The organism is Rhodovarius crocodyli (genome assembly GCF_004005855.1).
GTDB lineage: Bacteria > Pseudomonadota > Alphaproteobacteria > Acetobacterales > Acetobacteraceae > Rhodovarius > Rhodovarius crocodyli.
Genome location: NZ_SACL01000005.1, coordinates 1 through 23,881 on the forward strand (window position 1 = coordinate 1; position 23,881 = coordinate 23,881).

At 70.0% G+C, this 23,881-nt stretch carries 29 protein-coding genes; 14 read left to right on the forward strand and 15 right to left on the reverse strand.

Annotated features, from left to right (window positions below):
- Positions 1-120: 120 nt before the first annotated feature.
- From EOD42_RS14905 to EOD42_RS14915, 3 genes are all read right to left on the reverse strand, one after another.
- On the reverse strand, positions 121-789 hold the full coding sequence (locus tag EOD42_RS14905; RefSeq protein ID WP_127788358.1) for a phosphoribosyltransferase: 669 nt from the start codon (positions 787-789) through the stop codon (positions 121-123).
- Positions 786-1,790: a UDP-glucose 4-epimerase GalE gene (gene galE, locus EOD42_RS14910; RefSeq protein WP_127788359.1), complete on the reverse strand. Its 1,005-nt coding sequence runs from the start codon at positions 1,788-1,790 to the stop codon at positions 786-788. Before galE ends, EOD42_RS14905 begins: the two co-directional genes overlap by 4 nt.
- 94 nt (positions 1,791-1,884) lie before the next feature.
- Positions 1,885-2,688, reverse strand: coding sequence for a phytoene/squalene synthase family protein (locus EOD42_RS14915; RefSeq protein ID WP_127788360.1), 804 nt, complete (start codon positions 2,686-2,688; stop codon positions 1,885-1,887).
- A 78-nt stretch (positions 2,689-2,766) separates the two neighbouring features.
- Between EOD42_RS14915 and EOD42_RS14920 the strand changes: the two genes are divergently transcribed.
- Complete coding sequence (locus tag EOD42_RS14920) at positions 2,767-3,405, forward strand: superoxide dismutase (protein WP_127788361.1); 639 nt, start codon at positions 2,767-2,769, stop codon at positions 3,403-3,405.
- Between the two features lie 89 nt (positions 3,406-3,494).
- Here EOD42_RS14920 and EOD42_RS14925 read toward each other — a convergent pair whose 3' ends face one another.
- The 6 genes from EOD42_RS14925 to rplM all read right to left on the reverse strand — a co-directional run bounded on the left by EOD42_RS14925 (position 3,495) and on the right by rplM (position 7,349).
- Entirely contained in the window at positions 3,495-4,088 is a 594-nt protein-coding gene (locus tag EOD42_RS14925; RefSeq protein WP_127788362.1) for a hypothetical protein, read from the reverse strand.
- A 29-nt stretch (positions 4,089-4,117) separates the two neighbouring features.
- Positions 4,118-4,687, reverse strand: coding sequence for a hypothetical protein (locus EOD42_RS14930; protein WP_127788363.1), 570 nt, complete (start codon positions 4,685-4,687; stop codon positions 4,118-4,120).
- A gap of 75 nt (positions 4,688-4,762) precedes the next feature.
- The gene (locus tag EOD42_RS14935; RefSeq protein ID WP_127788364.1) at positions 4,763-5,284 is read right to left on the reverse strand and encodes a gamma carbonic anhydrase family protein; all 522 of its coding nucleotides are present in this window, start codon (positions 5,282-5,284) and stop codon (positions 4,763-4,765) included.
- Entirely contained in the window at positions 5,281-6,219 is a 939-nt protein-coding gene (gene argC, locus EOD42_RS14940; protein WP_127788365.1) for an N-acetyl-gamma-glutamyl-phosphate reductase, read from the reverse strand. Before argC ends, EOD42_RS14935 begins: the two co-directional genes overlap by 4 nt.
- 146 nt (positions 6,220-6,365) lie before the next feature.
- On the reverse strand, positions 6,366-6,857 hold the full coding sequence (gene rpsI / locus EOD42_RS14945) for a 30S ribosomal protein S9 (RefSeq protein ID WP_127788366.1): 492 nt from the start codon (positions 6,855-6,857) through the stop codon (positions 6,366-6,368).
- Positions 6,858-6,872: 15 nt separating this feature from the next.
- On the reverse strand, positions 6,873-7,349 hold the full coding sequence (gene rplM, locus EOD42_RS14950) for a 50S ribosomal protein L13 (protein WP_127788367.1): 477 nt from the start codon (positions 7,347-7,349) through the stop codon (positions 6,873-6,875).
- Between the two features lie 159 nt (positions 7,350-7,508).
- On the opposite strand from rplM, the gene EOD42_RS14955 reads away from it, so the two are divergent.
- The 7 genes from EOD42_RS14955 to EOD42_RS14985 are packed head-to-tail and all read left to right on the forward strand — an operon-like array spanning position 7,509 to position 13,899.
- Entirely contained in the window at positions 7,509-8,480 is a 972-nt protein-coding gene (locus tag EOD42_RS14955; RefSeq protein ID WP_127788368.1) for a Bug family tripartite tricarboxylate transporter substrate binding protein, read from the forward strand.
- 13 nt (positions 8,481-8,493) lie between these two features.
- Entirely contained in the window at positions 8,494-10,188 is a 1,695-nt protein-coding gene (locus EOD42_RS14960) for a dihydroxy-acid dehydratase (protein ID WP_127788369.1), read from the forward strand.
- Positions 10,181-11,026: an NAD(P)H-binding protein gene (locus tag EOD42_RS14965; protein ID WP_127788370.1), complete on the forward strand. Its 846-nt coding sequence runs from the start codon at positions 10,181-10,183 to the stop codon at positions 11,024-11,026. The genes EOD42_RS14960 and EOD42_RS14965 overlap by 8 nt, the downstream gene beginning before the upstream one ends.
- A gap of 5 nt (positions 11,027-11,031) precedes the next feature.
- Positions 11,032-12,207, forward strand: coding sequence for a M20 aminoacylase family protein (locus tag EOD42_RS14970; protein ID WP_127788371.1), 1,176 nt, complete (start codon positions 11,032-11,034; stop codon positions 12,205-12,207).
- A complete protein-coding gene (locus EOD42_RS14975; protein ID WP_127788372.1) occupies positions 12,208-12,732 on the forward strand; it encodes a chromate transporter in 525 nt (174 codons plus the stop codon). It begins immediately after the preceding gene.
- Positions 12,729-13,265, forward strand: a complete 537-nt coding sequence (locus tag EOD42_RS14980; protein WP_127788373.1) for a chromate transporter — start codon at positions 12,729-12,731, stop codon at positions 13,263-13,265. The genes EOD42_RS14975 and EOD42_RS14980 overlap by 4 nt, the downstream gene beginning before the upstream one ends.
- 4 nt (positions 13,266-13,269) lie before the next feature.
- Positions 13,270-13,899, forward strand: coding sequence for a flavin reductase family protein (locus EOD42_RS14985; protein ID WP_127788374.1), 630 nt, complete (start codon positions 13,270-13,272; stop codon positions 13,897-13,899).
- Here the strand turns inward: EOD42_RS14985 and EOD42_RS14990 are convergent.
- From EOD42_RS14990 to EOD42_RS15010, 5 genes are all read right to left on the reverse strand, one after another.
- Positions 13,886-14,566, reverse strand: coding sequence for a type 1 glutamine amidotransferase (locus EOD42_RS14990; RefSeq protein ID WP_127788375.1), 681 nt, complete (start codon positions 14,564-14,566; stop codon positions 13,886-13,888). The two genes, EOD42_RS14985 and EOD42_RS14990, sit on opposite strands and share 14 nt — an antisense overlap.
- The gene (locus tag EOD42_RS14995) at positions 14,563-15,159 is read right to left on the reverse strand and encodes a DUF938 domain-containing protein (protein ID WP_127788376.1); all 597 of its coding nucleotides are present in this window, start codon (positions 15,157-15,159) and stop codon (positions 14,563-14,565) included. Before EOD42_RS14995 ends, EOD42_RS14990 begins: the two co-directional genes overlap by 4 nt.
- The gene (gene mtnA, locus EOD42_RS15000) at positions 15,156-16,238 is read right to left on the reverse strand and encodes an S-methyl-5-thioribose-1-phosphate isomerase (RefSeq protein ID WP_127788377.1); all 1,083 of its coding nucleotides are present in this window, start codon (positions 16,236-16,238) and stop codon (positions 15,156-15,158) included. Before mtnA ends, EOD42_RS14995 begins: the two co-directional genes overlap by 4 nt.
- A gap of 74 nt (positions 16,239-16,312) precedes the next feature.
- A complete protein-coding gene (locus tag EOD42_RS15005) occupies positions 16,313-17,773 on the reverse strand; it encodes a SulP family inorganic anion transporter (protein ID WP_127788378.1) in 1,461 nt (486 codons plus the stop codon).
- A 386-nt stretch (positions 17,774-18,159) separates the two neighbouring features.
- Positions 18,160-19,254 (reverse strand): NADH:flavin oxidoreductase/NADH oxidase, encoded by a 1,095-nt coding sequence (locus EOD42_RS15010; protein WP_127788379.1) that lies wholly within the window; start codon positions 19,252-19,254, stop codon positions 18,160-18,162.
- 92 nt (positions 19,255-19,346) lie between these two features.
- On the opposite strand from EOD42_RS15010, the gene EOD42_RS15015 reads away from it, so the two are divergent.
- The 5 genes from EOD42_RS15015 (at position 19,347) to EOD42_RS15035 (ending at position 22,159) form a co-directional block, all read left to right on the forward strand.
- On the forward strand, positions 19,347-19,670 hold the full coding sequence (locus EOD42_RS15015) for an ArsR/SmtB family transcription factor (RefSeq protein ID WP_408902161.1): 324 nt from the start codon (positions 19,347-19,349) through the stop codon (positions 19,668-19,670).
- The gene (locus EOD42_RS15020) at positions 19,663-20,055 is read left to right on the forward strand and encodes a group II truncated hemoglobin (RefSeq protein WP_127788381.1); all 393 of its coding nucleotides are present in this window, start codon (positions 19,663-19,665) and stop codon (positions 20,053-20,055) included. Before EOD42_RS15015 ends, EOD42_RS15020 begins: the two co-directional genes overlap by 8 nt.
- A 422-nt stretch (positions 20,056-20,477) precedes the next feature.
- Complete coding sequence (locus EOD42_RS15025; RefSeq protein WP_127788382.1) at positions 20,478-20,867, forward strand: PH domain-containing protein; 390 nt, start codon at positions 20,478-20,480, stop codon at positions 20,865-20,867.
- Positions 20,867-21,136 carry a type II toxin-antitoxin system Phd/YefM family antitoxin gene (locus tag EOD42_RS15030; RefSeq protein WP_127788383.1) on the forward strand — a complete coding sequence of 90 codons (270 nt, stop codon included), beginning with the start codon at positions 20,867-20,869 and terminating at the stop codon, positions 21,134-21,136. Before EOD42_RS15025 ends, EOD42_RS15030 begins: the two co-directional genes overlap by 1 nt.
- 63 nt (positions 21,137-21,199) lie before the next feature.
- Positions 21,200-22,159 carry a Bug family tripartite tricarboxylate transporter substrate binding protein gene (locus EOD42_RS15035; RefSeq protein ID WP_127788384.1) on the forward strand — a complete coding sequence of 320 codons (960 nt, stop codon included), beginning with the start codon at positions 21,200-21,202 and terminating at the stop codon, positions 22,157-22,159.
- 2 nt (positions 22,160-22,161) lie between these two features.
- On the opposite strand, the gene EOD42_RS15040 is transcribed toward EOD42_RS15035, so the two are convergent.
- Positions 22,162-22,914 (reverse strand): hypothetical protein, encoded by a 753-nt coding sequence (locus EOD42_RS15040; RefSeq protein ID WP_127788385.1) that lies wholly within the window; start codon positions 22,912-22,914, stop codon positions 22,162-22,164.
- Positions 22,915-23,046: 132 nt separating this feature from the next.
- On the opposite strand from EOD42_RS15040, the gene EOD42_RS15045 reads away from it, so the two are divergent.
- Positions 23,047-23,823: a creatininase family protein gene (locus EOD42_RS15045; RefSeq protein WP_127788386.1), complete on the forward strand. Its 777-nt coding sequence runs from the start codon at positions 23,047-23,049 to the stop codon at positions 23,821-23,823.
- Positions 23,824-23,881 lie beyond the last annotated feature (58 nt).

A 23,881-nucleotide genomic window follows, 5' to 3' on the forward strand; every position in this document is an offset into this window, starting at 1 on the left:
AGACGCCGCACCACCGCGGAACCGATGAAGCCGAAGCCGCCTGTCAGAAGGATCGTCACCGCGTGCCTCTCGGTTTCACAGGGAAGTTGAACGGTTTCCTAGGACGAGCAGGGAACAGCCTCAAGGGCTCAGCACGGAGGGCCTGCTGCCCTCCCTCTCCCGCCAGCCCGTCCCGATGCGCTCCAGCAGGGGCGTGGCGAAGGCCGCCGTCACCGGCACATCGGCCGGCCATCCGGACAGCCAGCGGTCACCCTGCGCCAGCGCGACCGACAGCGCGACCGGCCTGATGCCGAGCAATGCCAGCAGCGCCAGCCCCGCCACGGCGGAGGTGCCGGTCGAGATCACATCATCGACCAGCAGCACACGCCGCCCGCGCAGCCGGTGCGCGACGCGCGGGTCCAGCCACAGCCGCCTCTCGCCCGGCCCGGTCGAGGAGCTGATGGGAACGCTCAGCGCATCCTCATACCAGCGCTTGCGGGTGTAGCCTGCGGGCACCCAGTTGGTGTGGCCCAGCATTTCCGCGACCTGGGGGGCGAAGACCTGGCCCAGCGTGGGAAGGCCCAGCACCACCTCGGGCGACAGCGCCCGCGCGGCATCGGCCATCCAGCCGGACAGCGCCCGCACCACCGGAAAGCTCGCCTGGTTGGCGATCAGCCCGGTGACGCCCACATCGCCGTAGTCGCGGATCGGCAGTTCCAGCACGCGCCCGTCGGGCATGGACGCCGGGTACAGATCATGCCATGGCGCGGGCGAGGCCGCCGCGCCGAACGCCTGCCAGGGGTCGGTCATGCCGCCTGGCGCTGGCGCGTGGCGTAGCCGTCGGGGTTGGCCAGGTGCCAGGCCCAGGCCGTCTTCACGATGTCGTCCAGCGCATCCAGCCTCGGCACCCAGCCCGTCTCGCCGCGCAGCCGTTCGGAACCCGCGACCAGCGCCGGGGGGTCGCCCTCGCGCCGCTCGCCCAGCGTGTGGGGCACATGCCGGCCGGAGACACGCTCCAGCGAGGCAATGACCTCCTTCACGGAATAGCCGCGCCCGTTACCGATGTTGTAGGCGACGGAGCCTTCCTCCAGCCGCGGCAGCACGGCCAGATGCGCCGCCGCCAGGTCGGTCACGTGAACATAGTCGCGCACGGCCGTGCCGTCGGGCGTGTCGTAGTCGGTGCCGAACACCGTCACCGGCGTCTCGCGGCCCAGCGTGGCCAGGATGGCGCGCGGGATGAGGTGCGTCTCAGGCGTGTGATCCTCACCGGCGCGGCCCTTCGGGTCGGCGCCGGCGGCGTTGAAATAGCGCAGGCAGGCGCTGCGCAGCCCGTGCGCGCTCTCGGCCCAGGCCAGTGCCTGCTCGACCATCAGCTTGCTTTCGCCATACGGGTTCACCGGCTCGGCGGCGGCGTTCTCGGGGATGGGGGTGCTGCGGGGCACGCCGAAGATGGCGGCGGTGGAGCTGAACACGAAGCGCTTCACATTGGCCTTGATGGCGGCTTCGGCCAGGTTGATCGAGTTGCCGACATTGGTGCGGATGTAGCGCAGCGGCTCCTTCATGCTCTCCCCCACCAGGGAGAGCGCGGCCATGTGGAACACGGCATCGAACTTCCAGCCCGCCAGCACCTCGTCCACGGCGCGGGGGTTGGCCAGGTCGACCTCGCAGAGCGTGACCTGGGCCGGGACGGCGGCCCGGTGACCGGTGCTCAGATTGTCGAGGACCACCACTTCATCGCCGCGATCGAGCAAGGCGAGAACCACGTGGCTGCCGACATAGCCGGCGCCGCCGCTTACCAGATACCGGGCCATAGGCCAGACTCCTCAAGGCCGCGCCGCATGTCCGGGCGCAGGGATGGTTTAAACGGATGATTGTGGTGCAACAATGACGCGGAAGTGACCGCTTTCATGCACGCGCCAGGAGCCAGCCCCACAGCATGGGCAGGCGGCTGCCGGCACCCGGCGGCAAGGGGCTGCCGGAGGCCAGGCGCCGCAGGTCCCGCCGGGCCGCGATGGCCGGCAGGGCAGCCGCCAGCAGCGGGCGCGGCCAGCGGCGCGGCGCGGGCAGCCGCGCCAGCGCATCCCCCGCCAGCCGGCGCGCCACAGGCTCCAGCGCCGCAGGGTCCGCCATCGCTTCCTCAAGCGTCAGCCCTGCCTCGGCCAGCAGGTCCAGCGGCAACAGGCAGCGGCCCCGCGCGGCAAGGCTGCCCAGGTTGCGCAGCAGTGCCGCCAGCCCCTGGGCCGCGCCGTATTCCTGCAGCGCCAGCAGGTCAGGCCCCGAGGCGCCCAGCAACCGGCCGGTGGCCACCGCCAGCCCGCCATGGGCACCGCGCAGATAGGCCGCGAAGGCCGAGGCGGTGGGGATGCCTTCCTCCTCCAGCTCCGCCTCACGCGCATCGGCCATGGCCAGCAGGTCCGCGGGGTCCAGCCGGCCCGCCGTGATGGCGGCGTGCAGGGGCTCTGCCACCTCATGCTTGCGGGCGGGCTTGCCGGCGGCGGCCTCCTCGATCGCGTCGCGCCACCATTGCAGGCGGATGGCCGCGATCATGGGGTTGGACGCAACCTCCCGCGCCCGCCCCAGTTCATGGTGCAGGCCGGCAAGGGCGAAGACGGCGTCTCGCTTCTCCGGCGGCGCGAACAGGGCCGTGAAGAAACGCTCGGGTTCGTGCTGGCGCACATAGGCGCCCAGGGGTGAGAGGCTTTCAGCCATCAGAACCGATTACCGCCTTGGTTGACGGCTTGCCACCCGCCCCTCATCTTCCCGTCAGCTTCCTCAAGGAGAGACAGCATGGCCTTTACCCTCCCCTCCCTCGGTTATTCCACCAGCGCGCTGGCCGCCAACGGCATGTGCCAGGAGACCCTGGAACTGCACCACGGCAAGCACCACAACGCCTATGTGACGGCGCTGAACGGGCTGATCGAGTCCAAGGGCCTGGCCGGCAAGTCGCTGGAGACCATCGTGGCCGAGGCCGGCCGCGCCGGCGCCGATGGCCTGCCCGTGCTGAACCAGGCCGGTCAGCACTGGAACCATGTCCTGTTCTGGCAGGTGATGAGCCCGTCGGGCGGCGGCGACAAGCTGCCGGCCAAGCTGGCCGCCAAGATCGACAGCGACCTGGGTGGCCTGGCCGCCTTCAAGGAAGCCTTCAAGCAGGCCGGCGTGACGCAGTTCGGCTCCGGCTGGGCGTGGCTGATCCTGGACGCCAGCGGCAAGCTGAAGGTGACCAAGACCGCCAACGGCGCGAACCCGATCTCCACCGGCGAGGGCACGCCGATCCTGGGCGCGGACGTGTGGGAGCACGCCTACTACCTGGATTTCCGCAATGTGCGCCCGAACTACCTGGACAACTTCCTGAACAAGCTGGTGGCTTGGGACGTGGTCGAGGAGCTGATGGAAAAGGGTGGCCTGACCACCGGCCAGACGGCCTGAAGCCCGCTTCCACACCGGAAGAAACGAAGCGCCCCGGCCGAAAGGCCGGGGCGTTTTCAATTCAGCGGCTTCAGTTCAGCTGCTTCAATTCAGCGGTCGGTGTTGCCGCCCAGGCCCTGGGTCGTGATGGCGGTGGCCGCCGTCTCGGAACCGCGCAGGCCGCGCCAGGCATTCTCCGCATCCAGCCGCGTCACTTCCTCTCTCAGCAGAGAGCTGGCGATGGCCGATTGCGGCAGCCCGCCCATCCGGGCCAGGCGCTGAAGCGGCGGCAGGCCCTCGGGATTGCTGAAGCCCGCCATGGCATTGCGCGCCGCGGCCTCGTCACTGGCCAGCAGGGCACGGCGCGTGGCCAGCAGCCCGGCCACCACGCGGGGCCGCGGCACGTCCTCGGCAATGCCCAGCGCCGCCCGCTGCTCGCGGCTCGCCCCTTCCAGCTGCTGCCGGATGGTCTCGGAGAAGGAGTTGAAGCGCGGATCCTGGTCGAGCCAGATCAGCACCTGTTCATTCCGCGCGACGGCCAGGGCCATGGAGGCGGGATGATCGTTCAGCGCCGTGCCGCCATCGCCGAAGGCGTTGACGAGCGCCTCGGTCTGCCCGCGCACCGGGTCGCCCGGCACGGACAACGCCCCCGGCGGGGGCGTCGGCCGGCGCTGCATCTCGGCGCAGCCCGCGGTGCCGAGCATCAGCACCGCGAGGAGGAGTGGGCGCCCGATCAACGCGCGGGGGACTGCCGGCTCTGCTGCCGGTCGATCTGCTGGCGCTGAAGCGAGCGCTCGGTGGCGGAGGCCGCGGCGGCGGTCAGCGGCAGCGGCGGCAGGGCCGCCAGGCGCTGGACGGTCGCGGCCGGCTGCGGGAAGGCGGCCGGCGACAGCGCCTGGGCCGCCCCGGCGCCATCACGGGCGCGCAGCGCACGAGAGGCCCCGTACAGCCCATCCACCACCAGCTGCGGATCGGCGTCGGATGCGATGCCGAGCGCGCCGCGCAGCTCCGCCCGGGCGGAGGCGAGCTGCGTCACTTCCGGGCCCAGGAAGGTGAAGCGCGGGTCCTGCGGCAGGCTGGTGGCCAGGTATTCCATGTTGGCCGCCGCGCGCGCGGCCGCCGCCGGGTCCCTCAGCGCGCCCGGATTGTTGAAGCCGTAGGCCACATTGTAGATGGCCGCCTGCGTGGGGTCGCCCGCACCCACAACGGCATCGGCCGGCAGCGTGGCGGTGGGCCCCGGCGGGGTCAGGGGCGCGCAGGCCACGACGGGCAGCAACGCGAGGGCGGCGAGAGTTAGGCGCATGTGAACATCCTCCTGCGGCCCCGAATGTGGGCGTGGCGGCCGTTTCGCGCAACATACGGAACGGCCACGGAAAAGTTACAGGCTGTTACGGTGCCGCTGCGCCAGGGCGACATAGCTCGGGGCGGTGCGGTCGAAGCCCGCGCGGCGCTCCTCCGTCAGCACCTGCACCAGCTTGGCGGGGTTGCCCATCCACAGTTCCATGCGGCCCACCCGCTTGCCGGGCGGCAATACCGAGCCTGCGGCGAGCACGCCGCCTTCCTCCACCACCGCGCCGTCCAGCACCGTGGCGCCCATGCCGATGAACGCCCTGTCATGCAGGGTGCAGGCATGGATGATGGCGGCATGGCCGATCGTCACATCCTCACCGATCAGGGTGGGCAGGCGTCCGGCCGTGACATGCACGATGGTGCCGTCCTGGATGTTGCTGCGCGCACCCACCACGATGCGGTCGGTGTCGCCGCGCAGCACGCAATTGTACCAGACATTGGCGCCCGGCCCGAGCGTGACGTCGCCGATGACGGCCGCCGTGGGCGCGACCCAGGCGGTGGGGTCCACCACCGGGGTCTTGCCCTCGAAGGGAAAGAGCGGGCCGCTCACGCCGCCAGCTTCGTCTCGACCGGCACGCCCAGCATGACGCCCAGATTCTGCACGGCGGCGCCCGAGGCGCCCTTGCCCAGGTTGTCGTAGCGCGAGACGAGCAGCGCCTGCTGGTGCTCCTCGCTGAAATACACCCGCAGCTCGATGTTGTTGGTGTTGTTCAGCGCCTGCGGCTCCAGCCGGTCCTTCGCGTCGCCGCGCAGGACGGTGACATACTCGCTGCCCTCGTGATGCCTGGCGATGCAGGCCAGGATGTCGGCGCCCGAGGGCCTGCCCGGCAGGGTGTCGAGGTGCAGCGGGATGCTGTCGATCATGCCCTGGGCATAATCGGCGACGGAGGGGATGAAGATCGGCCGCCGCGTGAGCCCCGAATAATGCTGCAGCTCGGGCACGTGCTTGTGCGCGAAGCCCAGGCCGTACAGCTCGAAGTCATTGCCCTTGCGGCTTTCGTACAGCTCGACCATCGCCTTGCCGCCGCCGGTGTAGCCCGACACGGCGTTGACGCTGACGGGATAGTCGGCGGGCAGCAGCCCCGCATCCACCAGCGGCTTCAGCATCAGGATGGCGCCGGTGGGATAGCAGCCGGGGTTGGCCACGCGCTGCGCGGCCGCGATCGCCTTGGCCTGGGCGGGCGAGAGCTCGGGCATGCCATAGACCCAGCCCGGATGGATGCGATGGGCGGTGGAGGCGTCGAGCAGCCGGGGCGCCTTGTCGCCCAGGCTGTCGGCCATCGCGGAGGCTTCCTTCGCCGCGTCATCGGGCAGGCACAGGATGACCACATCCACCTCGGCCATCAGGGCGCGCTTGGCCTCGGCATCCTTGCGCAGTTCCGGCGCGATGGAGCGCACGGTGATGTGCGGCAGGCGCGCCAGACGCTCGCGGATCTGCAGCCCCGTGGTGCCGGATTCGCCGTCGATGAACACGCTGTGCGACATGGAACTGTGTCTCCTTTGATGGCCAGTTGGCCGGTGGGAGGGTGGGATTGCAAGAGGCGGAACGAAGAAAAGGGCGGGTCCCTGCGGACCCGCCCTTCCCGGATATCGGTCGTAGAGAACCGGCGCGTGACGCCGGTCCGCTGGCGTCAGCGCTTGCTGAACTGGAAGCTGCGTCGGGCCTTGGCCTTACCGTACTTCTTACGCTCGACCGCACGGCTGTCGCGGGTCAGGAACCCGGCCTTCTTCAGGATGCCGCGCAGCTCGGGCTCGTAGTTGGACAGGGCGCGGCTGATGCCGTGGCGCACGGCGCCCGCCTGGCCGGAGAGACCGCCGCCCTTGACCGTGCAGACCACGTCGAAGGCCTGGTAGCGGTCGGCCACCAGGAAAGGCTGGGTGATGATCATCCGCAGCACGGGGCGCGCGAAGTACTTGCTCTGCGGCTCACCGTTGATGGAGATCTCGCCCTTGCCGGGCTTGATCCACACGCGGGCCACGGCGTTCTTGCGGCTGCCGGTGGCATAGGCGCGGCCCTGCGCATCGCGCTTGGGTTCACGCTTCACGGCCTCGGTGCCGGCGGGGGCCGTCGTCACCAGGGTCTTCAGGTCGGCCAGCGAGGTGGCGGAAGTCTGTTCGCTCATGATCTCAGCCGATCCTTACTTGGCCGCAGCCACGTTCTTGCGGTTCATCGAGGCCACGTCCAGCTCGACCGGCTGGGCGCCGGCGTGCGGGTGCTCGGAACCGACGTAAACGTGCAGGTTCTTCATCTGCTTGCGGCCGAGGGGACCGCGCGTGATCATGCGCTCGACGGCCTTCTCGATCACGCTCTCGGGGTGCTTGCCGGCCAGGCGCTCCGTCACGGTGCGGCCCTTGATGCCGCCGGCATAACCCGTGTGCCAGTAGAACACGGACTGCTCGGCCTTCTTGCCGGTCACGCGCACCTTGTCGGCGTTGACCACGATCACATGGTCGCCGCAATCGACGTGCGGGGTGAAGGTGGCCTTGTGCTTGCCGCGCAGGCGGTTCGCGATGATGGTCGCGAGACGGCCGAGGATCAGGCCCTCGGCATTCACGACCACCCAGCCCTTCTGCACTTCGGCGGGCTTGATGGATTTGGTCTGAGTCTGAAGCATGGTCTTTCGCCAGGAACTATCGGGGCGCGATATGCCCGCTGACCGCCCGCAGGTCAAGCGAAAGCCTGGATTTTTTGCTGTGGTATCAGGATACCGCATCCCGCGCTTGCACGACGCGCCCAGCCGGAACACACTTTGTCTGACATTCCGGAGCCCGCCATGACAACCCGCCGCCTGCTGCTCGCCTCACCCGCCCTTCTCGCCACCCCGGCCCTGGCACAGGCGCCCTGGCCGGCGGGGCAGCCCGTCTCGGTCGTCGTGCCCTATGCGGCGGGCAGCGCGTCGGACCTGCTGGGCCGGATCCTGCAGCAGGGGCTGCAGTCGCGGCTGGGCGGCAGCTTCGTGATGGACAACCGCCCCGGCGGCTCCTCCACCCTCGCCAGCCGCTATGTGAAGGCCGCGCGCCCGGACGGCCACACCCTGCTGCTGGGCACCGTGGCGGGCATGACCATCGCGCCCCAGGTGGTGCGCAACCCGGGCTTCAACCCGGTCGAGGATTTCTCCCATGTCTCCGTGCTGGTGGACACGGTGGCACTCCTGGTCGCCAACCCGCGCTGGCGCTCGCTGGATGAACTGCTCGCCGCCGCCAAGGCGCGGCCCGGTGAGCTGACCTATGCCAGCTGGGGCGTGGGCGGCACGGGTCATCTGCCGATGGTGGAGCTGCTGCGCCGCGCGGGTGCGGACATGCTGCATGTTCCCTATACCAGCAGCCCGCCGGCGCTGACCGACGTGATCGCGGGGCGCATCGACTGCATGCTGATGCTGCTGGGCGCCGGCAAGGCGCATCTGAGCGAGGGCCGGCTGCGCGCGCTGGGCGTGGCCAACCCCACCCGCACCGACCAGCTGCCCGACCTGCCCACCATCGCGGAGCAGGGCTATCCGGGCTTCGGCATTTCCGGCTGGTACGCCATGCTGGGCCCCAAGGGCATCCCCGACCCCATCCTGGACCGGCTGCGCAGCGCGCTGGCGGAAACCTTCGCCGAGCCCGCCGCCCGCGAGGTCCTGGCGCAGAACGGCTTCGCCCCGGTGCCCGCGGCCGAACTCGGCGGTCCCCCCTTGCGCGCGCGCATTGAGCGTGACTTGGTGACGTTCAGGGAATTGCTGGCCCGCGCGGGGGTACAGCCGGAATAGGGAGAACGCAGCCATGAGCGACGCAGAACCGAAGGGACTCGGAAAGAACGCCGCCAATTACGGCGACAGGGAATTTGCCCTCTATCTGCGCCGCTCCTTCGCTGCCTCCATGGGGTACACGCGCGATGCGCTGTCGCGCACCACGGTAGGCGTGGTCGATACCGCGTCGGACCTGAACAACTGCCACCGCTCCGTGCCAGACCTGATCGACGCGGTTAAGCGCGGTGTCATGCTCTCGGGCGGGCTGCCGCTGGCCTTCCCCACCGTCAGCCTGTGCGAGCCGGTGCTGAACCCGTGCTCCATGCACTACCGCAACCTGATGGCGCTGGACACGGAGGCCATGGTCTCCGCCCAGCCGATGGATTCGGTCGTGCTGATCGGCGGCTGCGACAAGACGGTGCCGGCCCAGCTGATGGCCGCCATCAGCGCCGACGTGCCCGCCGTGATGGTCGTGACCGGCCCGATGAGCGCCAACCGCTATCAGGGTGAGCGCCTGGCCGCCTGCACCGACTGCAGGCGGTATTGGGCGCGCTACCGCGCGGGTGACGTGACGGAGGCGCGGATCAACGAGGTGGAGAACGCCCTGGCGGTCACGGCCGGCACCTGCGGCGTGATGGGCACGGCCAGCACCATGGCCTGCATCGCAGCCACGCTGGGCTTCATGCCGCTGGAGGGTGCCTCCGCCCCCGCCGTGCATGCCGACCGCCTGCGCATCGCCGAGGAAGCGGGGCGCCTGGCCACGGGCCTGAAGCGCCGCCCCAGCGAGATCGTCACGCTCAAGTCGCTGGAGAATGCGATGCGCGTGCTGCTGGCCCTCGGCGGGTCCACCAATGCCGTGGTGCATCTGGCGGCCATCGCCGGCCGCGCCGGGCTGAAGCTGGACCTGAAGCGCCTGGACGCGATGAGCGAGGAGACGCCGGTGCTGGTGGACCTGAAGCCCACCGGCGAGGGCTATATGGAGGACTTCCACTTCGCGGGCGGCATGCGCGCCCTGCTGTGGGAGCTGCGGGGCCTGCTGCACCTGGACACCGTGGACGTGCACGGCCTGACGCTGGCCGAGCGCATCGGCGACGGCAGCCATTTCGTCGACCGCACCTATATCAAGGCCTTCGACAATCCCGTGACGCCGGTGGGCGGGCTGGTCGCGCTCTATGGCTCGCTGGCGCCGGATGGCGCGATCCTGAAGCGCAGCGCCGCCACCCCTGCCCTGTTCGAGCATGAGGCGACCTGCATGGTGTTCGACGGCGTCGAGGACCTGGCGCGCCGTATCGACGACGAGAACCTGGCCGTCGACGCGAACACCATCATGATCCTGAAGAATGCCGGGCCGCTCTCGCCCGCCGGCATGCCGGAGGCCGGCTACCTGCCCATCCCGCGCAAGCTGGCGCGGGCCGGCGTGAAGGACATGGTGCGGATGAGCGATTGCCGCATGTCCGGCACCGCCTTCGGCACGGTGGTGCTGCACATCTCGCCCGAGGCCGCGGCCGGCGGGCCGCTGGCCTTTGCCGAGACGGGGGACCGCGTGCGGCTGTCGGTGAAGGACCGCACGCTGGACCTGCTGGTGGACGAGGCGACCATGGCCGCCCGCCGCGCCGCCTGGACGCCGCCCGTGAAGCCCAAGCGCGGCTGGGACCGGCTGGTGTTCGAGCAGGTGAACCAGGCGCCGGAAGGGGCGGATCTGCGGTTCCTGACGCCTTGCGGTGAATGATCCGGTCCATGTGATCGGTGCCTCCGGGCGCTCCGGCGCGGCGCTGTGCCGGGTGCTGGGGGGCCGGGCCGTGCCTGTGGTGCGGGATGCGGCCAAATGGGCGGCGCTGGGCATCCCGGCGCATCCCGCGCGCGTGGCCGACCTGACGTCGCCCGAGACACTGCGCGCAGCCCTGGCCGATGCCACGCTGGTGGTGAACTGCGCCCATGCCCGCCATGCCGGTGACATCCTGGCCGCCGGGCCGGTGGCCGCGCGCTATGTGTTCCTGGGCTCCACGCGCCGGTTTTCCCGCTGGGCCGACGCGCATGGCGACGGGGTGAAGGCAGGCGAGGCCGCGCTGCTCTCCTCCGGCCGCTCCGGCGTCATCCTGCACCCCACCATGATCTACGGCGCGCAGGGCGAGGATAATGTGCAGCGCCTGGCCGCGCTGATGCGGCGCCTGCCGCTGCTGCCCCTGCCCGGGGGCGGGCACAACCTGGTGCAGCCGATCCATCAGTCCGACCTGACGCGGGCGATCCTCTCGGCGCTGGCGGGGCATGGCCAGGGCGCCATCGTGGTGGCGGGGCCCCAGGCCGTCCCCTATCGCGAATTCTGCGCGGCCATCGCCCGCGCCGCGGGCTTCACGCCGCGCCCGGTGCTGCCCATTCCGGCCGGACTGCTGATCGCCGCATCACCGCTGACGCTGCTGCCCGGCCTGCCGCGCATCCGGCCCGAGGAAATCCGCCGCCTGACCGAGGACAAGGCCTTCGACATCGCCCCCATGCGCGCGATCCTGGGCATCGACCCCATCTCGCTGGACGCGGGGCTTCGCGCTACGTTTTCTCCAACCGGAGACTGAGACCCATGCCCATCATCAACCGCATCGCCGAATTCCACCCGGAAATGACCGCCTGGCGGCAGGATTTCCACATGCACCCGGAGTTGGGCTTCGAGGAGCACCGCACCGCCGGCATCGTCGCGCAGAAGCTGCGGGATTTCGGCTGCGACCAGGTGGTGGAGGGTTTCTCCAAGACCGGCGTGGTCGCCGTGATCCATGGCCAGGGCGGGCCGAACGGCCGGGCCATCGGCCTGCGCGCGGACATGGACGCGCTGCCGATCGAGGAGCAGACGGGCGCTGCCTATGCCAGCCAGACCTCGGGCAAGATGCACGCCTGCGGGCATGACGGGCACACCACCATGCTGCTCGGTGCCGCGAAGTATCTGGCCGAGACGCGCAATTTCTCGGGCTCCGTCGTACTGATCTTCCAGCCCGCCGAGGAGAACCTGGCCGGCGGCGGGGTCATGGTCGCCGATGGACTGTTCGAGAAGTTCCCGGTGGACCGGGTGTTCGGCATGCACAACTGGCCCGGCCTGCCGGCCGGTGAGTTCCAGTGGCGCGAAGGCCCCATCATGGCGGCCGTCTCGAACCTGGAGGTCGAGATCACCGGCAAGGGCGCGCACGGCGCCATGCCGCATGAGGGCGTGGACCCCATCGTGGTCGCGGCCGCCATCGTGCAGGGCCTGCAATCCATCGTGGCGCGCAACGTGGAGCCGGTGGAAGCCGGGGTCATCACCATCGGCCACATCAAGGGCGGCTTCACCTACAACGTCATCCCCGGCACCGTGACCATGCAGGGCACCGGCCGCTGGTTCCGCCCGGAGGTGGGGGACCTGCTGGAATCCCGCTTCCTGTCCATGGTGCCCAAGATCGCGGAGGCCTTCGGCGCCACCGCCACCGCCGAATTCAAGCGCGCCTATCCCGCCACCATCAACGACGCCGCCAGCACGCAGCTGACCATCAAGGCGGCCGAGGCGGTGGCCGGCGCCGCGCGGGTGAAGCACATGGAAAAGCCCACCATGGGTGCCGAGGATTTCAGCTTCATGCTGAACGCCAAGCCCGGCAGCTACATCATGATGGGCACCGGCCGCACGGCGAACGACCCGTCGCTGCACCACCCGAAATTCGACTTCAACGACGAGATGCTGCCGATGGGCGCCAGCTATTGGGTGGCGCTGACCGAACAGCTGCTGCCGCGCTGAGTGCCCACCGCCGCGCAGCTTTTCGCCGCCTATTTCCAGGTGGGCATCTCGGGCTTCGGGGGTGCCAATGCCTGGGCGCGGCATGTGGTGGTGGAAAAGCGCGGCTGGCTGACCGATGCCGAATACGCGCAGCGGCTGGGGCTGGGGCAGGTGTTGCCCGGCCCCAATGCGATGAACTGCGCCATCATCATCGGCCATGAATTCGCGGGGGTGCCGGGCTCCATCGCTGCGGTGACGGGCATGTTCGCCGGCCCGCTCTCGCTGCTCTGCGGGCTGGCCGCGCTGTATGACCGCTATGGCGAGCTGCAGACGGTGCGCGCGGCCCTGGCCGGGGTGGCCGCGGGCGCGGCGGGGATGATGCTGGGCACGGCGCTGAAGCTCGCCCGGCGGTCCAGGCCCACCTGGCCCATGTGGGCCGTGCTGGCGGCGGCGCTCGGTGCCTCGATGGCCGATGTCCCGATCGGCTGGATCCTGCTGGTGCTGGGCCCGCTCGGCATCCTGACGGCCCGGATGGAGCGCGCATGAACGAGCTGTGGGCGCTGATGACCGGGCTCGCGCCGCTGTCGCTGATGGCGGTCGGCGGCGGCACCACGGTGCTGGCGGACATGCACCGGCTGATCGTCGAGCAGCATGGCTGGATGGATGATGCGGCCTTCGCCCGGCGCTATGCGCTGGCGCAGGCCGCGCCCGGCCCCAACATCCTGGTGGTGGGGCTGTTCGGCTGGCATGTGGCGGGGCCGCTCGGCGTCATCGGGGCGACGCTGGCCATGTGCGGCCCGGCCTTCCTGCTGGCGCTGGGCTTCGCCGCGATGCGCCGCCGGCTGGAAGGCGCGCGCTGGCTGCGGGTGGCGGAACGCGGCCTCGTGCCCATGGCCATCGGCCTGGCCGCGGCCTCAGCCCTGCATCTGGGGGGGGCGGCCGTCGCGGCCTGGGGGCCGCAGCCCATTGTGGGGGCGGCCATCATGGTGGTGACCGCCGCCGTCGTGTTCTTCACCAAACGCTCACCGCTGTGGATGCTGGCGGGCGGCGCCGTGCTGGGCGTGCTGCTGATAGGATGATGCGATGACCTATTTCTACGAGCCGAAGCTGGGCCACGGCCTGCCGCATGACCCGCTGAAGGCCATCGTGGCGCCGCGCCCGATCGGCTGGATCTCCACGCTGGACGCCCAGGGGCGCAGCAACCTGGCCCCCTACAGCTTCTTCAACGCGGTGCATTCGCGCCCTGCCCTGCTGGCCTTCACCTCCGAAGGGTTCAAGCACAGCATCGCCAATGCGGTGGCGACCGGGGAGTTCGTGTTCAACCTCTCCACCCGCACCCTGTTCGACGCGATGAACGCGAGCTCCGGCACGCTGCCCGAGGGCGTGAGCGAGTTCGAGGCCGCCGGCATCGCAGCCGCCCCCTGCCGCATCGTGAAGGCGCCCCGCGTGGCCGACAGCCCGGCCAGCATGGAGTGCAAGGTGGTGCACCACATGGAAATGCCGGACATCGACGGAAAGCCCACCGACGGCTTCATGGTGATCGGCCAGGTGGTGGGCGTGCACATCGCCGAATGGGCGCTGAAGGATGGCCGCTTCGACATGGTCGCCGCCCGCACCATCGCCCGCTGCGGCTATCGCGACTATGTCGAGGTAGCCGAGCTGTTCACCGTGGAGCGCCCGGATGACGGGCCGCGCGGCGTCAAGTTCGGCTGAGGAAGTTCCTGATCCAGCCGCCGACGCGGGCACAGTCGTCCGGCTGGGAGTAGGAGGCGAGCGCGGCGTCGGCATGGTCGGGCCAGCGTGCGCGCAGCCCCTCGACCAGCACCTTGCAGAAATCCTGCCGGAACTCCGGGTGGAACTGCACCGAGATCGCGTCGCCATAGTCCAGCCCGGCATAGGGCGTGAAATCGCTCTCGATCATCACCCGCGCATCGGCGGGCGGCCGCACCACCTGGTCCTGGTGGAAGGCGGGGGCCGCGACCTCGGCCACCGGCGCCTCCATCCAATCCGCCTGGCCCGTCACGCGATAGCGCTGCAGGCCCAGGCCCCAGCCCTTGGGCGACTTCACCACCTCACCGCCGAAGGCGGTGGCGATGGCCTGGTGGCCGAAGCAGATGCCGACCAGCTTCGCGCGGCCCCGCGCGGCGCGCAGGAAGTCCATCAGCGGCGGAATCCAGGGCAGGTCGTCATAGACCCCGGCCGGAGAGCCCGTGACGAGATAGGCGGAGAAGGCCGTCGGGCTCTCGGGCAATTCGCCCTTGGTCACGTCGAAGATCGTGGCGGGCTGCGCCAGCAGCTCGCGGCTCATCTCGCCATAGCTGCCATAGGCCCAGGCGAGGTAATCGGGCGGCGCGCCGCATTGCAGGATGCCGAGGCTCATGCCGCGCTCCGCCGGAACACCACCGACAGGTTGTTGGCCGGCATCTCCGTGACGCCGGGCGGGCCGAAACCCACCCGCGCGGCCTCGGCCGCCACATCCTCCAGCGCGCGCACGCCGAAGCGCGGGTCGCGCGCCTGCAGCCAGGCTTCGAACTTGTGGTTGCTCTCGACCATCTCGCCGCCCACGCGATAGGGGCCGTAGAGATAGAGCAGCCCGCCCGGCTCCAGCACGGCGGCGGCACCGGCCATCAGCGCGGGCGTCGCCTCCCAGGGGGCGATGTGGATCATGTTGATGCACAGCACCGCCTGGGCGCGCAGGGCGGGCCATGGGCCCAGCACATCCAGTTCCAGCGCGGGCAGGACGTTGGGCACATCTTCGGCCCAGGCGTCGATGCTGGCCCGTGCCCCGGCCTCGGGGTCGCTGGGCTGGAAGGTCAGGCCGGGAAAGGCGCGCGCGAAATGCACCGCGTGCTCACCGCTGCCGCTGGCGATTTCCAGCACCGTGCCCTGTGCGGGCAGGATGCCGCGCAGGACCTCGGTGATGGGGTCGCGGTTGCGGGCGGCGGCGGGGGCCTCGCGGCGGGCGTCGCTCACGCCGCCTTGTCCGGATACAGCGCGGCCAGCCCCGCGGGGCTCGCCTCGCAGCGCCCGCGCTCCGTGATCAGCCCGGTCACCAGCCGCGCCGGCGTCACGTCGAAGGCCGGGTTGGCGGCGCGGCTGCCCGGGGCCGTCACCTGGATGCGCGTGAGCTTGCCGGCATCGTCGGGGCCCGTCAGATGCGTCACCTCGGCGGCGGACCGCTCCTCGATCGGGATCTCCTTCACGCCGTCATCCACCTGCATGTCCAGCGTGGAATGCGGCAGGGCCACCCAGAAGGGAACCTCGTTGTCGGCTGCGGCCAGCGCCTTCAGATAGGTGCCGATCTTGTTGGCCACATCGCCGCGCCGCGTCACGCGGTCGGTGCCGACGATGCAGATATCCACCTCGCCATGCTGCATGTAGTGGCCGCCGGCATTGTCCGCGATGACCGTGTGCGGCACGCCATGCGCGCCGAGTTCAAAGGCCGTGAGTGCCGCACCCTGGTTGCGCGGGCGCGTCTCGTCCACCCACACATGCACGTCGATGCCGGCGTCGAAGGCCTGGTAGATGGGCGACAGCGCCGTGCCGTAATCCACGGTGGCCAGCCAGCCGGCGTTGCAATGGGTCAGCACGTTCACCCGGCCCTTCCTGGCCGCGATCTCCTGCAGCAGCGGCAGGCCGTGCTGGCCGATCAGGCGGCAGGTCTCGGCATCGTCATCGGCGATGGCCGCTGCCTCGGCATAGGCGGCCGCCTCGCGCTCGGCGACCGGCAGCGGGGCCAGGCGCGCATGCAGCCGCGCCAGCGCCCAGCGCAGGTTGATGGCGGTGGGGCGGGTCTCGCCCAGCCAGGCCACGATGCGGTCCAGGTCCTGCGGCGCGCTGCGCATGGCGATGGCGACACCATAGGCCGCGACGGCACCGATCAGCGGCGCGCCACGCACCTGCATGGAGGTGATGGCATGGGCCACCTGCTCCGCGCTCGACAGGCGCAGAACCTCGACGCGCCAGGGCAGCAGGGTCTGGTCCAGGATGCGCAGCGACCAGCCGTCATCGTCGAGCCACAGGCTGCGGTAATAGGTGCCGTTGATCTTCATGGCGGGCGCTCCTGGAATGCGGGGGCCGATGTGGCCCGGATGGCGCCCGCACTCAAGAGGCTTGCGTGTGACCGCTACCCTGCCATGCCCGGCCTGCGGTGCCGGGCCAGGCGCTCCACCAGGGATTCGCTCTCGGCGTTCAGCCCGATGACCTCCACCTGATGGCCCTGGCGGCGGAAGCGCAGCACCACGCGGTCCAGCGCCGCCACCGCCGTCAGGTCCCACACATGCGCGGCCGAGACGTCGATGACGACGCGCGCCACGGGCTCGGTCACGTCGAAGGCCTCGGCGAAGGCGGGGGCCGTGGCGAAGAACAGCTCGCCCGAGACGCGATAGGTGCGGGTGTCGCCCTCCAGCACGGATTCCACCGCGAACAGCCGCGCCACCTTCCGCGCGAAGGAAATGCCCGATGCAAGCACGCCCACCAGCACGCCGGTGGCCAGGTCATGGAAGATCAGCGTGGTGGCGACGGTGGCCAGCATCACCAGGGATGAACTGCGCGGATGCACCAGCAGTTGCCGGACCGAGGGCCAGGAGAAGGTGGTGATCGCGACCATGATCATGACGGAAACCAGCGCCGGCATCGGGATCTGCTTCACCACATCCGCCAGCACCAGGATCAGGAACAGCAGGAACACGCCGGCCCAGAAGGTGGACAGCCGCCCCCGCCCGCCGGAGCGCACATTGATGACCGACTGCCCGATCATCGCGCAGCCCGCCATGCCACCCAGAAAGGGCGTGACGACATTGGCCAGCCCCTGCCCCATGCATTCGCGGGACTTGTCGGAGTTGCTGTCCGTCATCTCGTCCAGCACCTGCGCCGTCATCAGCGATTCCAGCAGGCCCACGATGGCCAGCGTGGCCGAATACGGCGCGATGATGCGCAGCGTCTCCCAGTTCAGCGGCACGTCGGGGAAGAGGAAATAGGGCAGTTCGGTCGGCAGCTGGCCCCGGTCGTTCACCGTGCGCACATCCAGGCCAAGCGCGATGGAGATCGCGGTCAGCACCACGATGGCCACCAGCGGCGACGGCAGCGCCGTGGTCAGGCGCGGGAACAGGTAGATGATGGCCAGCCCCGCCGCGACCATGACGTAGCTGACGGGCGTGACATTCGTCAGTTCCGGCAGCTGCGCCACGAAGATCATGATGGCCAGCGCGTTCAGGAAGCCCGACACCACGCTGCCCGAGATGTAGCGCATCAGCACCCCCAGCCGCAGCGCACCCGCCGCCATCTGGAACACCCCCGCCAGCACGGAGGCGGCCAGCAGGTATTGCAGCCCGTGATCACGCACCAGCCCGGTCATGACCAGCGACATGGCGCCCGTGGCCGCCGAGATCATCGCGGGCCTGCCACCCGCGAAGGAGATCACGACCGCGATGCAGAAGGAGGCATAGAGGCCCACGCGCGGATCCACCCCCGCGATGATGGAAAAGGCGATGGCCTCGGGGATCAGGGCCAGGGCGACGACGGTGCCGCCCAGAATATCGCCCCGGATACTGCCGAACCATTCGGCACGCAGACGGCTGATGGACATGGGAATCCTTGTCGCGACCCCCGGCGGGCCGGCAATGGATGAGAAAGGGAGTGCACACGCGTGAAGGCGCCCGCCGGCAGGCCGGGGGCGCAAAAATCAACCGGAACCGGGGTTCAGGGGGGCGTGATGCTCATGGGGCGACGGTATACAGCGATGACGCGGCGCACAAGACAGGGGCTTTGCCCCTGGCCCCACCAAGGGCCCTGGACCCCAGGGACTTGGCGCTGTTCCTGCCAAGGTTTTCGCGTTGGATGTTCTGTGAAATTGGCGCCCCGCTCATCCAGCCGAGGCGCCAAACCGATATCAGGTCCAGGCGATATTATCTCCTGGCGGGGTGCAGGGGCAGCGCGCCTGCGCGGGGGCCTCGGGGGCAAGGCCCCCGGCCCTCAGGCATAGCGCGCCAGCCAATGCGCGTAGGGCGCCGGCAGCACCCAGCTCGGCTTCTCCACCCCCAGCTTCTTCGCCGCGTCATAGGCCCAGTGCGGGTCCGCCAACATCGGGCGGCCGATCATCGCCAGGTCGATCTTGCCCTCGCGGATCAGCGCATCGGCGTTCTCGGCGGTGCGGATGTTCCAGCTGGTGGCCACCGGCAGCCCCGTCTCGGCCCGCACGCGCGCGGCATAGGGCGCCACCAGCGTGCCGTTGCCCCAGGGGATCTGCGCCTCGGGCGTGGAGAAGCCCATGGAGACATCCACCAGGTCCAGCCCCTTCTCCTTCGCCTGCTTCAGCAGGGCGATCGCCTCCGAGACGTCCTGCTCGTCATGGCCGTCGAACTCGATGACGCCGAGGCGCGCGATCAGCGGCCGGTCCTCGGGCCACACGGCGCGCACGGCCTCGATCGTCTCCAGCAGGAAGCGGGCGCGGTTCTCGGCGCTGCCGCCATACTGGTCGTTGCGGGTGTTGGAGCCGCGATAGAGGAATTCCTGCGCCAGATAGCCATGGGCGAAGTGCAGCATCAGCCACTCGAAGCCCACGTCCCGCGCGCGGATGGCGGCATCGACGAAGCCCTGCTGCACGCGGGCGATGTCCTCCAGCGTCATGGCGCGGGGGGTGCGCGGCAGGTTCTTGCCGAAGGCGATGGCGGAGGGCGCGATGGTGGTCCAGCCGCGCGGGTCGCCGTCGGGGATGTGGTCGTCGCCCTCCCACGGGCGGTTGGCGCTGGCCTTGCGGCCGGCATGGCCGATCTGGATGCCCGGCACAGCGCCGGCCGCCTTGATGGCCTGCACCATGGGCGCCAGGGCCTGGGCCTGTTCATCGTTCCACAGGCCCAGGCAGCCGGGGGTGATGCGCCCTTCGGGCGTCACGGCCGTGGCCTCGACGGTGACGAGGCCCGCGCCGCCGCGCGCCAGCCCCGCCAGATGGACGGCGTGCCAATCATTGGCGACGCCTTCCTCGGCCGAATACATGCACATGGGCGACACGGCGATGCGGTTGCGCAGCGTGCTGCCCTTCAGGGTGAAGGGGTCGAACAAATGAGGCATGGGAGTGTCCTGTTGCGTTGCAACGATAGTTCGATCTCAATCGAACAATTGCAAGAGGGGCGCACCGGCTCTATCTGCGAAGCATGCGGCAGATGCGCCATCCCCCCATCGAGGACGTCGAGCTGGAGCAGGTGTTCCATGCCTTGAGCGACCCCATGCGCCTGGGCATCGTGCGCAAGCTGGCCGGCAGCGCGGAGTTGAGCTGCGCCGCGCTGGAGGATGGGCGGGCGAAGTCCAGCGTCTCCCATCATTTCCGGGTGCTGCGCGACTCGGGGCTGATCCGCACCCGGCCCGAGGGCACCACGCATATGAACAGCCTGCGCCGGGCGGAGCTGGACGCGCGCTTCCCCGGCCTGCTGGGCGCGGTGCTGGCGGTGTCGCCCCCGCCATGCGACACCCCGCCCCGCGATGACTGAACAGACCCCCTATGAGCGCATCGGCGGCGAGCCCGTCATCCGCGCGCTGGTTGCCCGCTTCTATGCGCTGATGGACACGCTGCCGGCCGCCAGCGCCTGCCGCGCCATCCACCCGCCCAGCCTGGCCCAGGCGGAGGAGCGGCTGTTCTGGTACCTGACCGGCTGGCTGGGCGGCCCGCCGATGTTCGTGGAACGGCGCGGCCCGCCCATGCTGCGCCGGCGCCACCTGCATGCGCCGATCGCCGGGCCCGAGATCGAGGGCTGGCTGTTGTGCTTTCGCCAGGCCTGGGCGGAAAACGTGACGGACGATGCCCTGACCAAGATGGTATTGCCGCAGATCGAGGGGCTGGCGCAGCATATGCGCAATCGAGAAAACATAGTATGATTCTTCTTTTTCTGTAGAAAAAGAAGCAAAAAGACTTTTACGAGTTTTAATAATCAAAAGTTTTTTGGTTCTTTTTTACAAAAAAGAACGTTCATCTCGGCACACACCGCATCACCCCCGCCTGCGCCGTCGTATCCGCCCTCGTCCCTTCCGGGCAGGCTCGCTGCGAGCGTGTGGCCGGCGCAATCCCCCGGTCCCAGCCGATCACTTCCGGGTCCTCGCCCATGCCGCCGGCCGCCGGGGGCGCGCAGCGGCCGCCGCGCCGGGGGGTGCCGCCATGCGGGCACAGGAAGCGCCGGGCAGCCTCCAGCGCCGCGGCACTGCGCCCCCTGCCCTGCGCCTGCGCATTCCCCGCCCACAGCACCGTTGCGAGCAGCGCCAATCCGTGGCGTCTTCCCATCCTGGCTTGAGGGTCTCGTCGCATGAGCGAAGAACTGGTCCTGGAAACGCGGGAAAGCAAACGCTCCTACGGCGTGGGAGGCATCCTGCTGGCGCTGCTGCTGATCGGCCTGCCGTTCCTCGGCCGGCAACGCATCCGCATCACCAACGAACGCATCATCATCGAATCGGGTTTCTGGACCCGCGTGCGGGATGACATCGAAGTGTTCCGCATCCGCGACGTGGTGGTGAAGCAGAGCCTGTGGAACCGCATGTTCGGCATCGGCGACGTCGTCGTGAAGGCCATGGAAGGCCGCAGCGAGGAACAGCATGTCCTCAAGGGCGTGCCCGACCCCGACCATGTGTCCGAGACCATCCGCGGCGCCTGGAACAAGGTGGCCCGCCCGCGCGGCCCCTCGGCCTCGCTCGACTGATGACAGGCCCCGACGACCCGGTCCGCCCCACCCGCCCGGGCGACCCGACCGAGGGGCTGGAACGCTTCCCCCGCGCCGATATGGGCGTGATCGAGGAAGCCCAGCCCAAGCTGGTGGACGCCTGCGTCCAGGGGCCCGTGGTGCTGACGCGCCATGGCCATGATGCCTTCGTGATCCTGCCGGTGGACCAGTTCCAGCGCCTGGCCCTGCTCGCGGAACCCTTCCGCCTGTCCGGCCCCTTCACCATCGAGGGCGAAAAGCCCGGTTGACGGGGGCGGCGTTTCCTACCGAAGCTGTGCGCAAACGGCGCAACAGCCGAAGGAAACGTCCCGATGTTCATCACCCGAGCTGTTCTCGGCGCTGCCGCGCTGGCGGCTTCCCTCTCCCTGGCCCATGCGCAGGAGCGCACGGCGCGCATCGTCTCGGGCTTCGCCCCCGGCGGCACGGCGGATCTGGTGGCGCGCGTGGCGGCAGAGGCGGTGGCCCCGCATCTGGGCGTCCGGCCGGTGGTGGAAACCCGCACCGGCGCCTCCGGCATGCTGGCGCTGGAGATGGTGGCACGCGGGCCCAAGGACGGGTCGATGGTGTTCCAGTGCCCGATGGGCACGCTGGTCATCAACCCGGAACTGCCGGGGGCCGTGATGTCGGTGGACCCGCGCACGGCGCTGGTGCCGATCGCCAATGTCGCGCTGTCCTCCTACGGCATGGTGACCGGGGCGCGCTCGCCCTATCAGTCCGTGGCCGATGTGGTGAACGCCGCCCGCGCCCGGCCCGGCACCGTCACCTATGCCAGCGCCGGGGTGGGCACCGCCCAGCACCTGTCGGGCGCGCGGATGGAGGTGATGGCGAATGTCTCCATGACCCATGTGCCCTATCGGGGGGCCGCGCCTGGCGTGCTGGACCTGATCGCGGGGCGCGCTGACTTCATGGTGACCAACCTGGGCGACGTGACGCGCCAGATCCAGGGCGGGGAGCTGCGGCTGCTGGCCCTGGCGGACCCGGTGGGCGTGCCGCAATTCGCGGGCGCGCCGCGCATCGCCGATACCATCCCTGGGCTGGAGGTCGCGGGCTGGTTCGGCCTGTGCGGCCCCACGGGCATGGCGCCCGCCGCCATCCGCCAATGGGCGGAGGCGGTGCGGCTCGGCCTGCAGAACCCTGACCTGCGCCAGCGCCTGCTGGAAAACGGGCTGACGCCCATCGTCGAGGGCCCGGAGGAATTCGCGAACCGCATGCAGCGCGACCGCGATGCCTGGGGCGACACCATCCGCCGCGCGAATATCCGCGCGGAGTAGGCCTAGGCGGCCAGCGCCACCGGCTGCAGCGCGGCCGTGACGGCTTCCCGGCCACCGACGGAGCCATCGGAGAGCCTCGCGCCCTCCTGCGACTGCCAGCGCAGCCATTCGAGGCCGCTCGCCTCGTCATAGCGCCAGGTCAGGGTCAGGTGGCAGGCGGGGCCGCCCACGGCCTCCAGCATCGCGGCGCGAACGCTGGGCGGGCAGTGGGTCTGCGCGGGGTCGGGCAACTCATGCCAGGAAAACCCCTGCTGCTCCGTCAGCTTGCGCATCAGGGCGCGGATGCGCGCCGCGCGGGCTGCCTCCACCTCCTGGCGCAGCACCTCGTGCTCGGCGCGCAGCTTCTCCAGGATGGGCAACAGCTGCGCCCGGCGACGCAGGGCCAGGGTGCACCATCTGTCCAGCGCCTCTCCGCGCAGGCGGAAATCGGCGGGGCCGGCCTCGCTCCAGCCGGGCGAATCGAGCTGCCCCTGTTCACCGGCGCGTGCCAGCCCGGCTTCGATCTGGTCCAGCTCGGCCTCTCCGGCCGCGCGCAGCGCCTGGCGCTGCTGCCAGTCCCGCGCGGGTTCGTCCCGGCGCTCCAGGGCGGCCTTCAGGTCCTCATGCACCGGGTCGCGGCCCAGGGCCTTGGCCCGCAGCAGCGCCAGCCGGGAACGGGCCACGGCATGAAGGGCAATGAGGTTCTGGTTCGGCATCTCGGCGCGCAGCCAGACCTGCCCGGTCGCGGGCAGCCTTTGCCAAGGGTCGATCGCCATCTACGCTTTCCCTGTTTGGGGGCGCTGCCTTTCGCGGCAACCGCGCGGCACACGCCTGAGCCCACGCTCCTCGTGGACAGGGGAAGAACGTTTTCGCGCGGAAAAGTTGCGAAACGCTGAAAGGAAATTTCGATGCGCTGGGAAAGCCTCACGGGACCGGAACTGAAAGCCCTGGCGGGGCAGGACGTAACGCCCATCCTGCCAGTGGGCAGCCTGGAACAGCACGGCCCCCATCTGCCGGTCTGGACCGACAGCTACATCGCCCACAACATGGCCCTGCGCACGGCCGAGAAGGCCAAGACCACATGCGTGGTGCTGCCGCCCATCTGGCTCGGCCTGTCGGAGCACCACCTGCCCTTCGGCGGCACCATCAGCAGCGACTACGCGGCGTTCAACGCCATCATCCGTTCAGTGGTGCGCAGCCTGAAGGCGCTGGGCTTCAAGCGCCTGCTCATCATCAACGGCCATGGCGGCAATATCGAGCCGCTGGCCGTCTCGGTGCGCGAATGCGCGCATGAATTCGCCATGCCCGTCGTCTCGGTGAACTGGCCCAGCGCCGCCCCCGAGGCGATCGCCGCCACGCTGACCACCCAGCCCCGCGTCATGCACGCCTGCGAGGGCGAGACCAGCGTGTGGCTGGCGCTGGACGCCACGCAGGTCCGGCAGGACCGCATCCCCGCCCCCATCAATGCCCCGCCCGAGGCGCCCGCCGGCTACTCCCGCTTCTATTCCTTCTGGGAGAAGGCGGCCCCCACCGGCGTGCGCGGCGACGCGCGCGCGGCCACGAAGGAAAAGGGCGAGGCCATCATCGAGGCCTGCGCCAGCGCCATGGCGGCCGCGGTGGACAACCCCGTGCTCTGGACCGCGCCTGACCCGGTCTGGGCCGCCGGGCGCGGCCTGGAGTCGTGAAGTTCTGATGACAACACCCTGAGCCTCTTGCGGAGAGGCCAGGGCTTCGGGAAGCAGG

Excerpts from the sequence above, each read along its gene's own strand:
- EOD42_RS14905 (WP_127788358.1), bottom strand. The coding sequence starts at position 789 with ATGACCGACCCCTGGCAGGCGTTCGGCGCGGCGGCCTCGCCCGCGCCA.
- galE (WP_127788359.1), bottom strand. The coding sequence starts at position 1,790 with ATGGCCCGGTATCTGGTAAGCGGCGGCGCCGGCTATGTCGGCAGCCAC.
- EOD42_RS14915 (WP_127788360.1), bottom strand. The coding sequence starts at position 2,688 with ATGGCTGAAAGCCTCTCACCCCTGGGCGCCTATGTGCGCCAGCACGAA.
- EOD42_RS14920 (WP_127788361.1), top strand. The coding sequence starts at position 2,767 with ATGGCCTTTACCCTCCCCTCCCTCGGTTATTCCACCAGCGCGCTGGCC.
- EOD42_RS14925 (WP_127788362.1), bottom strand. The coding sequence starts at position 4,088 with ATGCTCGGCACCGCGGGCTGCGCCGAGATGCAGCGCCGGCCGACGCCC.
- EOD42_RS14930 (WP_127788363.1), bottom strand. The coding sequence starts at position 4,687 with ATGCGCCTAACTCTCGCCGCCCTCGCGTTGCTGCCCGTCGTGGCCTGC.
- argC (WP_127788365.1), bottom strand. The coding sequence starts at position 6,219 with ATGTCGCACAGCGTGTTCATCGACGGCGAATCCGGCACCACGGGGCTG.
- rpsI (WP_127788366.1), bottom strand. The coding sequence starts at position 6,857 with ATGAGCGAACAGACTTCCGCCACCTCGCTGGCCGACCTGAAGACCCTG.
- rplM (WP_127788367.1), bottom strand. The coding sequence starts at position 7,349 with ATGCTTCAGACTCAGACCAAATCCATCAAGCCCGCCGAAGTGCAGAAG.
- EOD42_RS14955 (WP_127788368.1), top strand. The coding sequence starts at position 7,509 with ATGACAACCCGCCGCCTGCTGCTCGCCTCACCCGCCCTTCTCGCCACC.
- EOD42_RS14960 (WP_127788369.1), top strand. The coding sequence starts at position 8,494 with ATGAGCGACGCAGAACCGAAGGGACTCGGAAAGAACGCCGCCAATTAC.
- EOD42_RS14970 (WP_127788371.1), top strand. The coding sequence starts at position 11,032 with ATGCCCATCATCAACCGCATCGCCGAATTCCACCCGGAAATGACCGCC.
- EOD42_RS14980 (WP_127788373.1), top strand. The coding sequence starts at position 12,729 with ATGAACGAGCTGTGGGCGCTGATGACCGGGCTCGCGCCGCTGTCGCTG.
- EOD42_RS14985 (WP_127788374.1), top strand. The coding sequence starts at position 13,270 with ATGACCTATTTCTACGAGCCGAAGCTGGGCCACGGCCTGCCGCATGAC.
- EOD42_RS14990 (WP_127788375.1), bottom strand. The coding sequence starts at position 14,566 with ATGAGCCTCGGCATCCTGCAATGCGGCGCGCCGCCCGATTACCTCGCC.
- mtnA (WP_127788377.1), bottom strand. The coding sequence starts at position 16,238 with ATGAAGATCAACGGCACCTATTACCGCAGCCTGTGGCTCGACGATGAC.
- EOD42_RS15005 (WP_127788378.1), bottom strand. The coding sequence starts at position 17,773 with ATGTCCATCAGCCGTCTGCGTGCCGAATGGTTCGGCAGTATCCGGGGC.
- EOD42_RS15010 (WP_127788379.1), bottom strand. The coding sequence starts at position 19,254 with ATGCCTCATTTGTTCGACCCCTTCACCCTGAAGGGCAGCACGCTGCGC.
- EOD42_RS15015 (WP_408902161.1), top strand. The coding sequence starts at position 19,347 with ATGCGCCATCCCCCCATCGAGGACGTCGAGCTGGAGCAGGTGTTCCAT.
- EOD42_RS15020 (WP_127788381.1), top strand. The coding sequence starts at position 19,663 with ATGACTGAACAGACCCCCTATGAGCGCATCGGCGGCGAGCCCGTCATC.
- EOD42_RS15025 (WP_127788382.1), top strand. The coding sequence starts at position 20,478 with ATGAGCGAAGAACTGGTCCTGGAAACGCGGGAAAGCAAACGCTCCTAC.
- EOD42_RS15030 (WP_127788383.1), top strand. The coding sequence starts at position 20,867 with ATGACAGGCCCCGACGACCCGGTCCGCCCCACCCGCCCGGGCGACCCG.
- EOD42_RS15035 (WP_127788384.1), top strand. The coding sequence starts at position 21,200 with ATGTTCATCACCCGAGCTGTTCTCGGCGCTGCCGCGCTGGCGGCTTCC.
- EOD42_RS15040 (WP_127788385.1), bottom strand. The coding sequence starts at position 22,914 with ATGGCGATCGACCCTTGGCAAAGGCTGCCCGCGACCGGGCAGGTCTGG.
- EOD42_RS15045 (WP_127788386.1), top strand. The coding sequence starts at position 23,047 with ATGCGCTGGGAAAGCCTCACGGGACCGGAACTGAAAGCCCTGGCGGGG.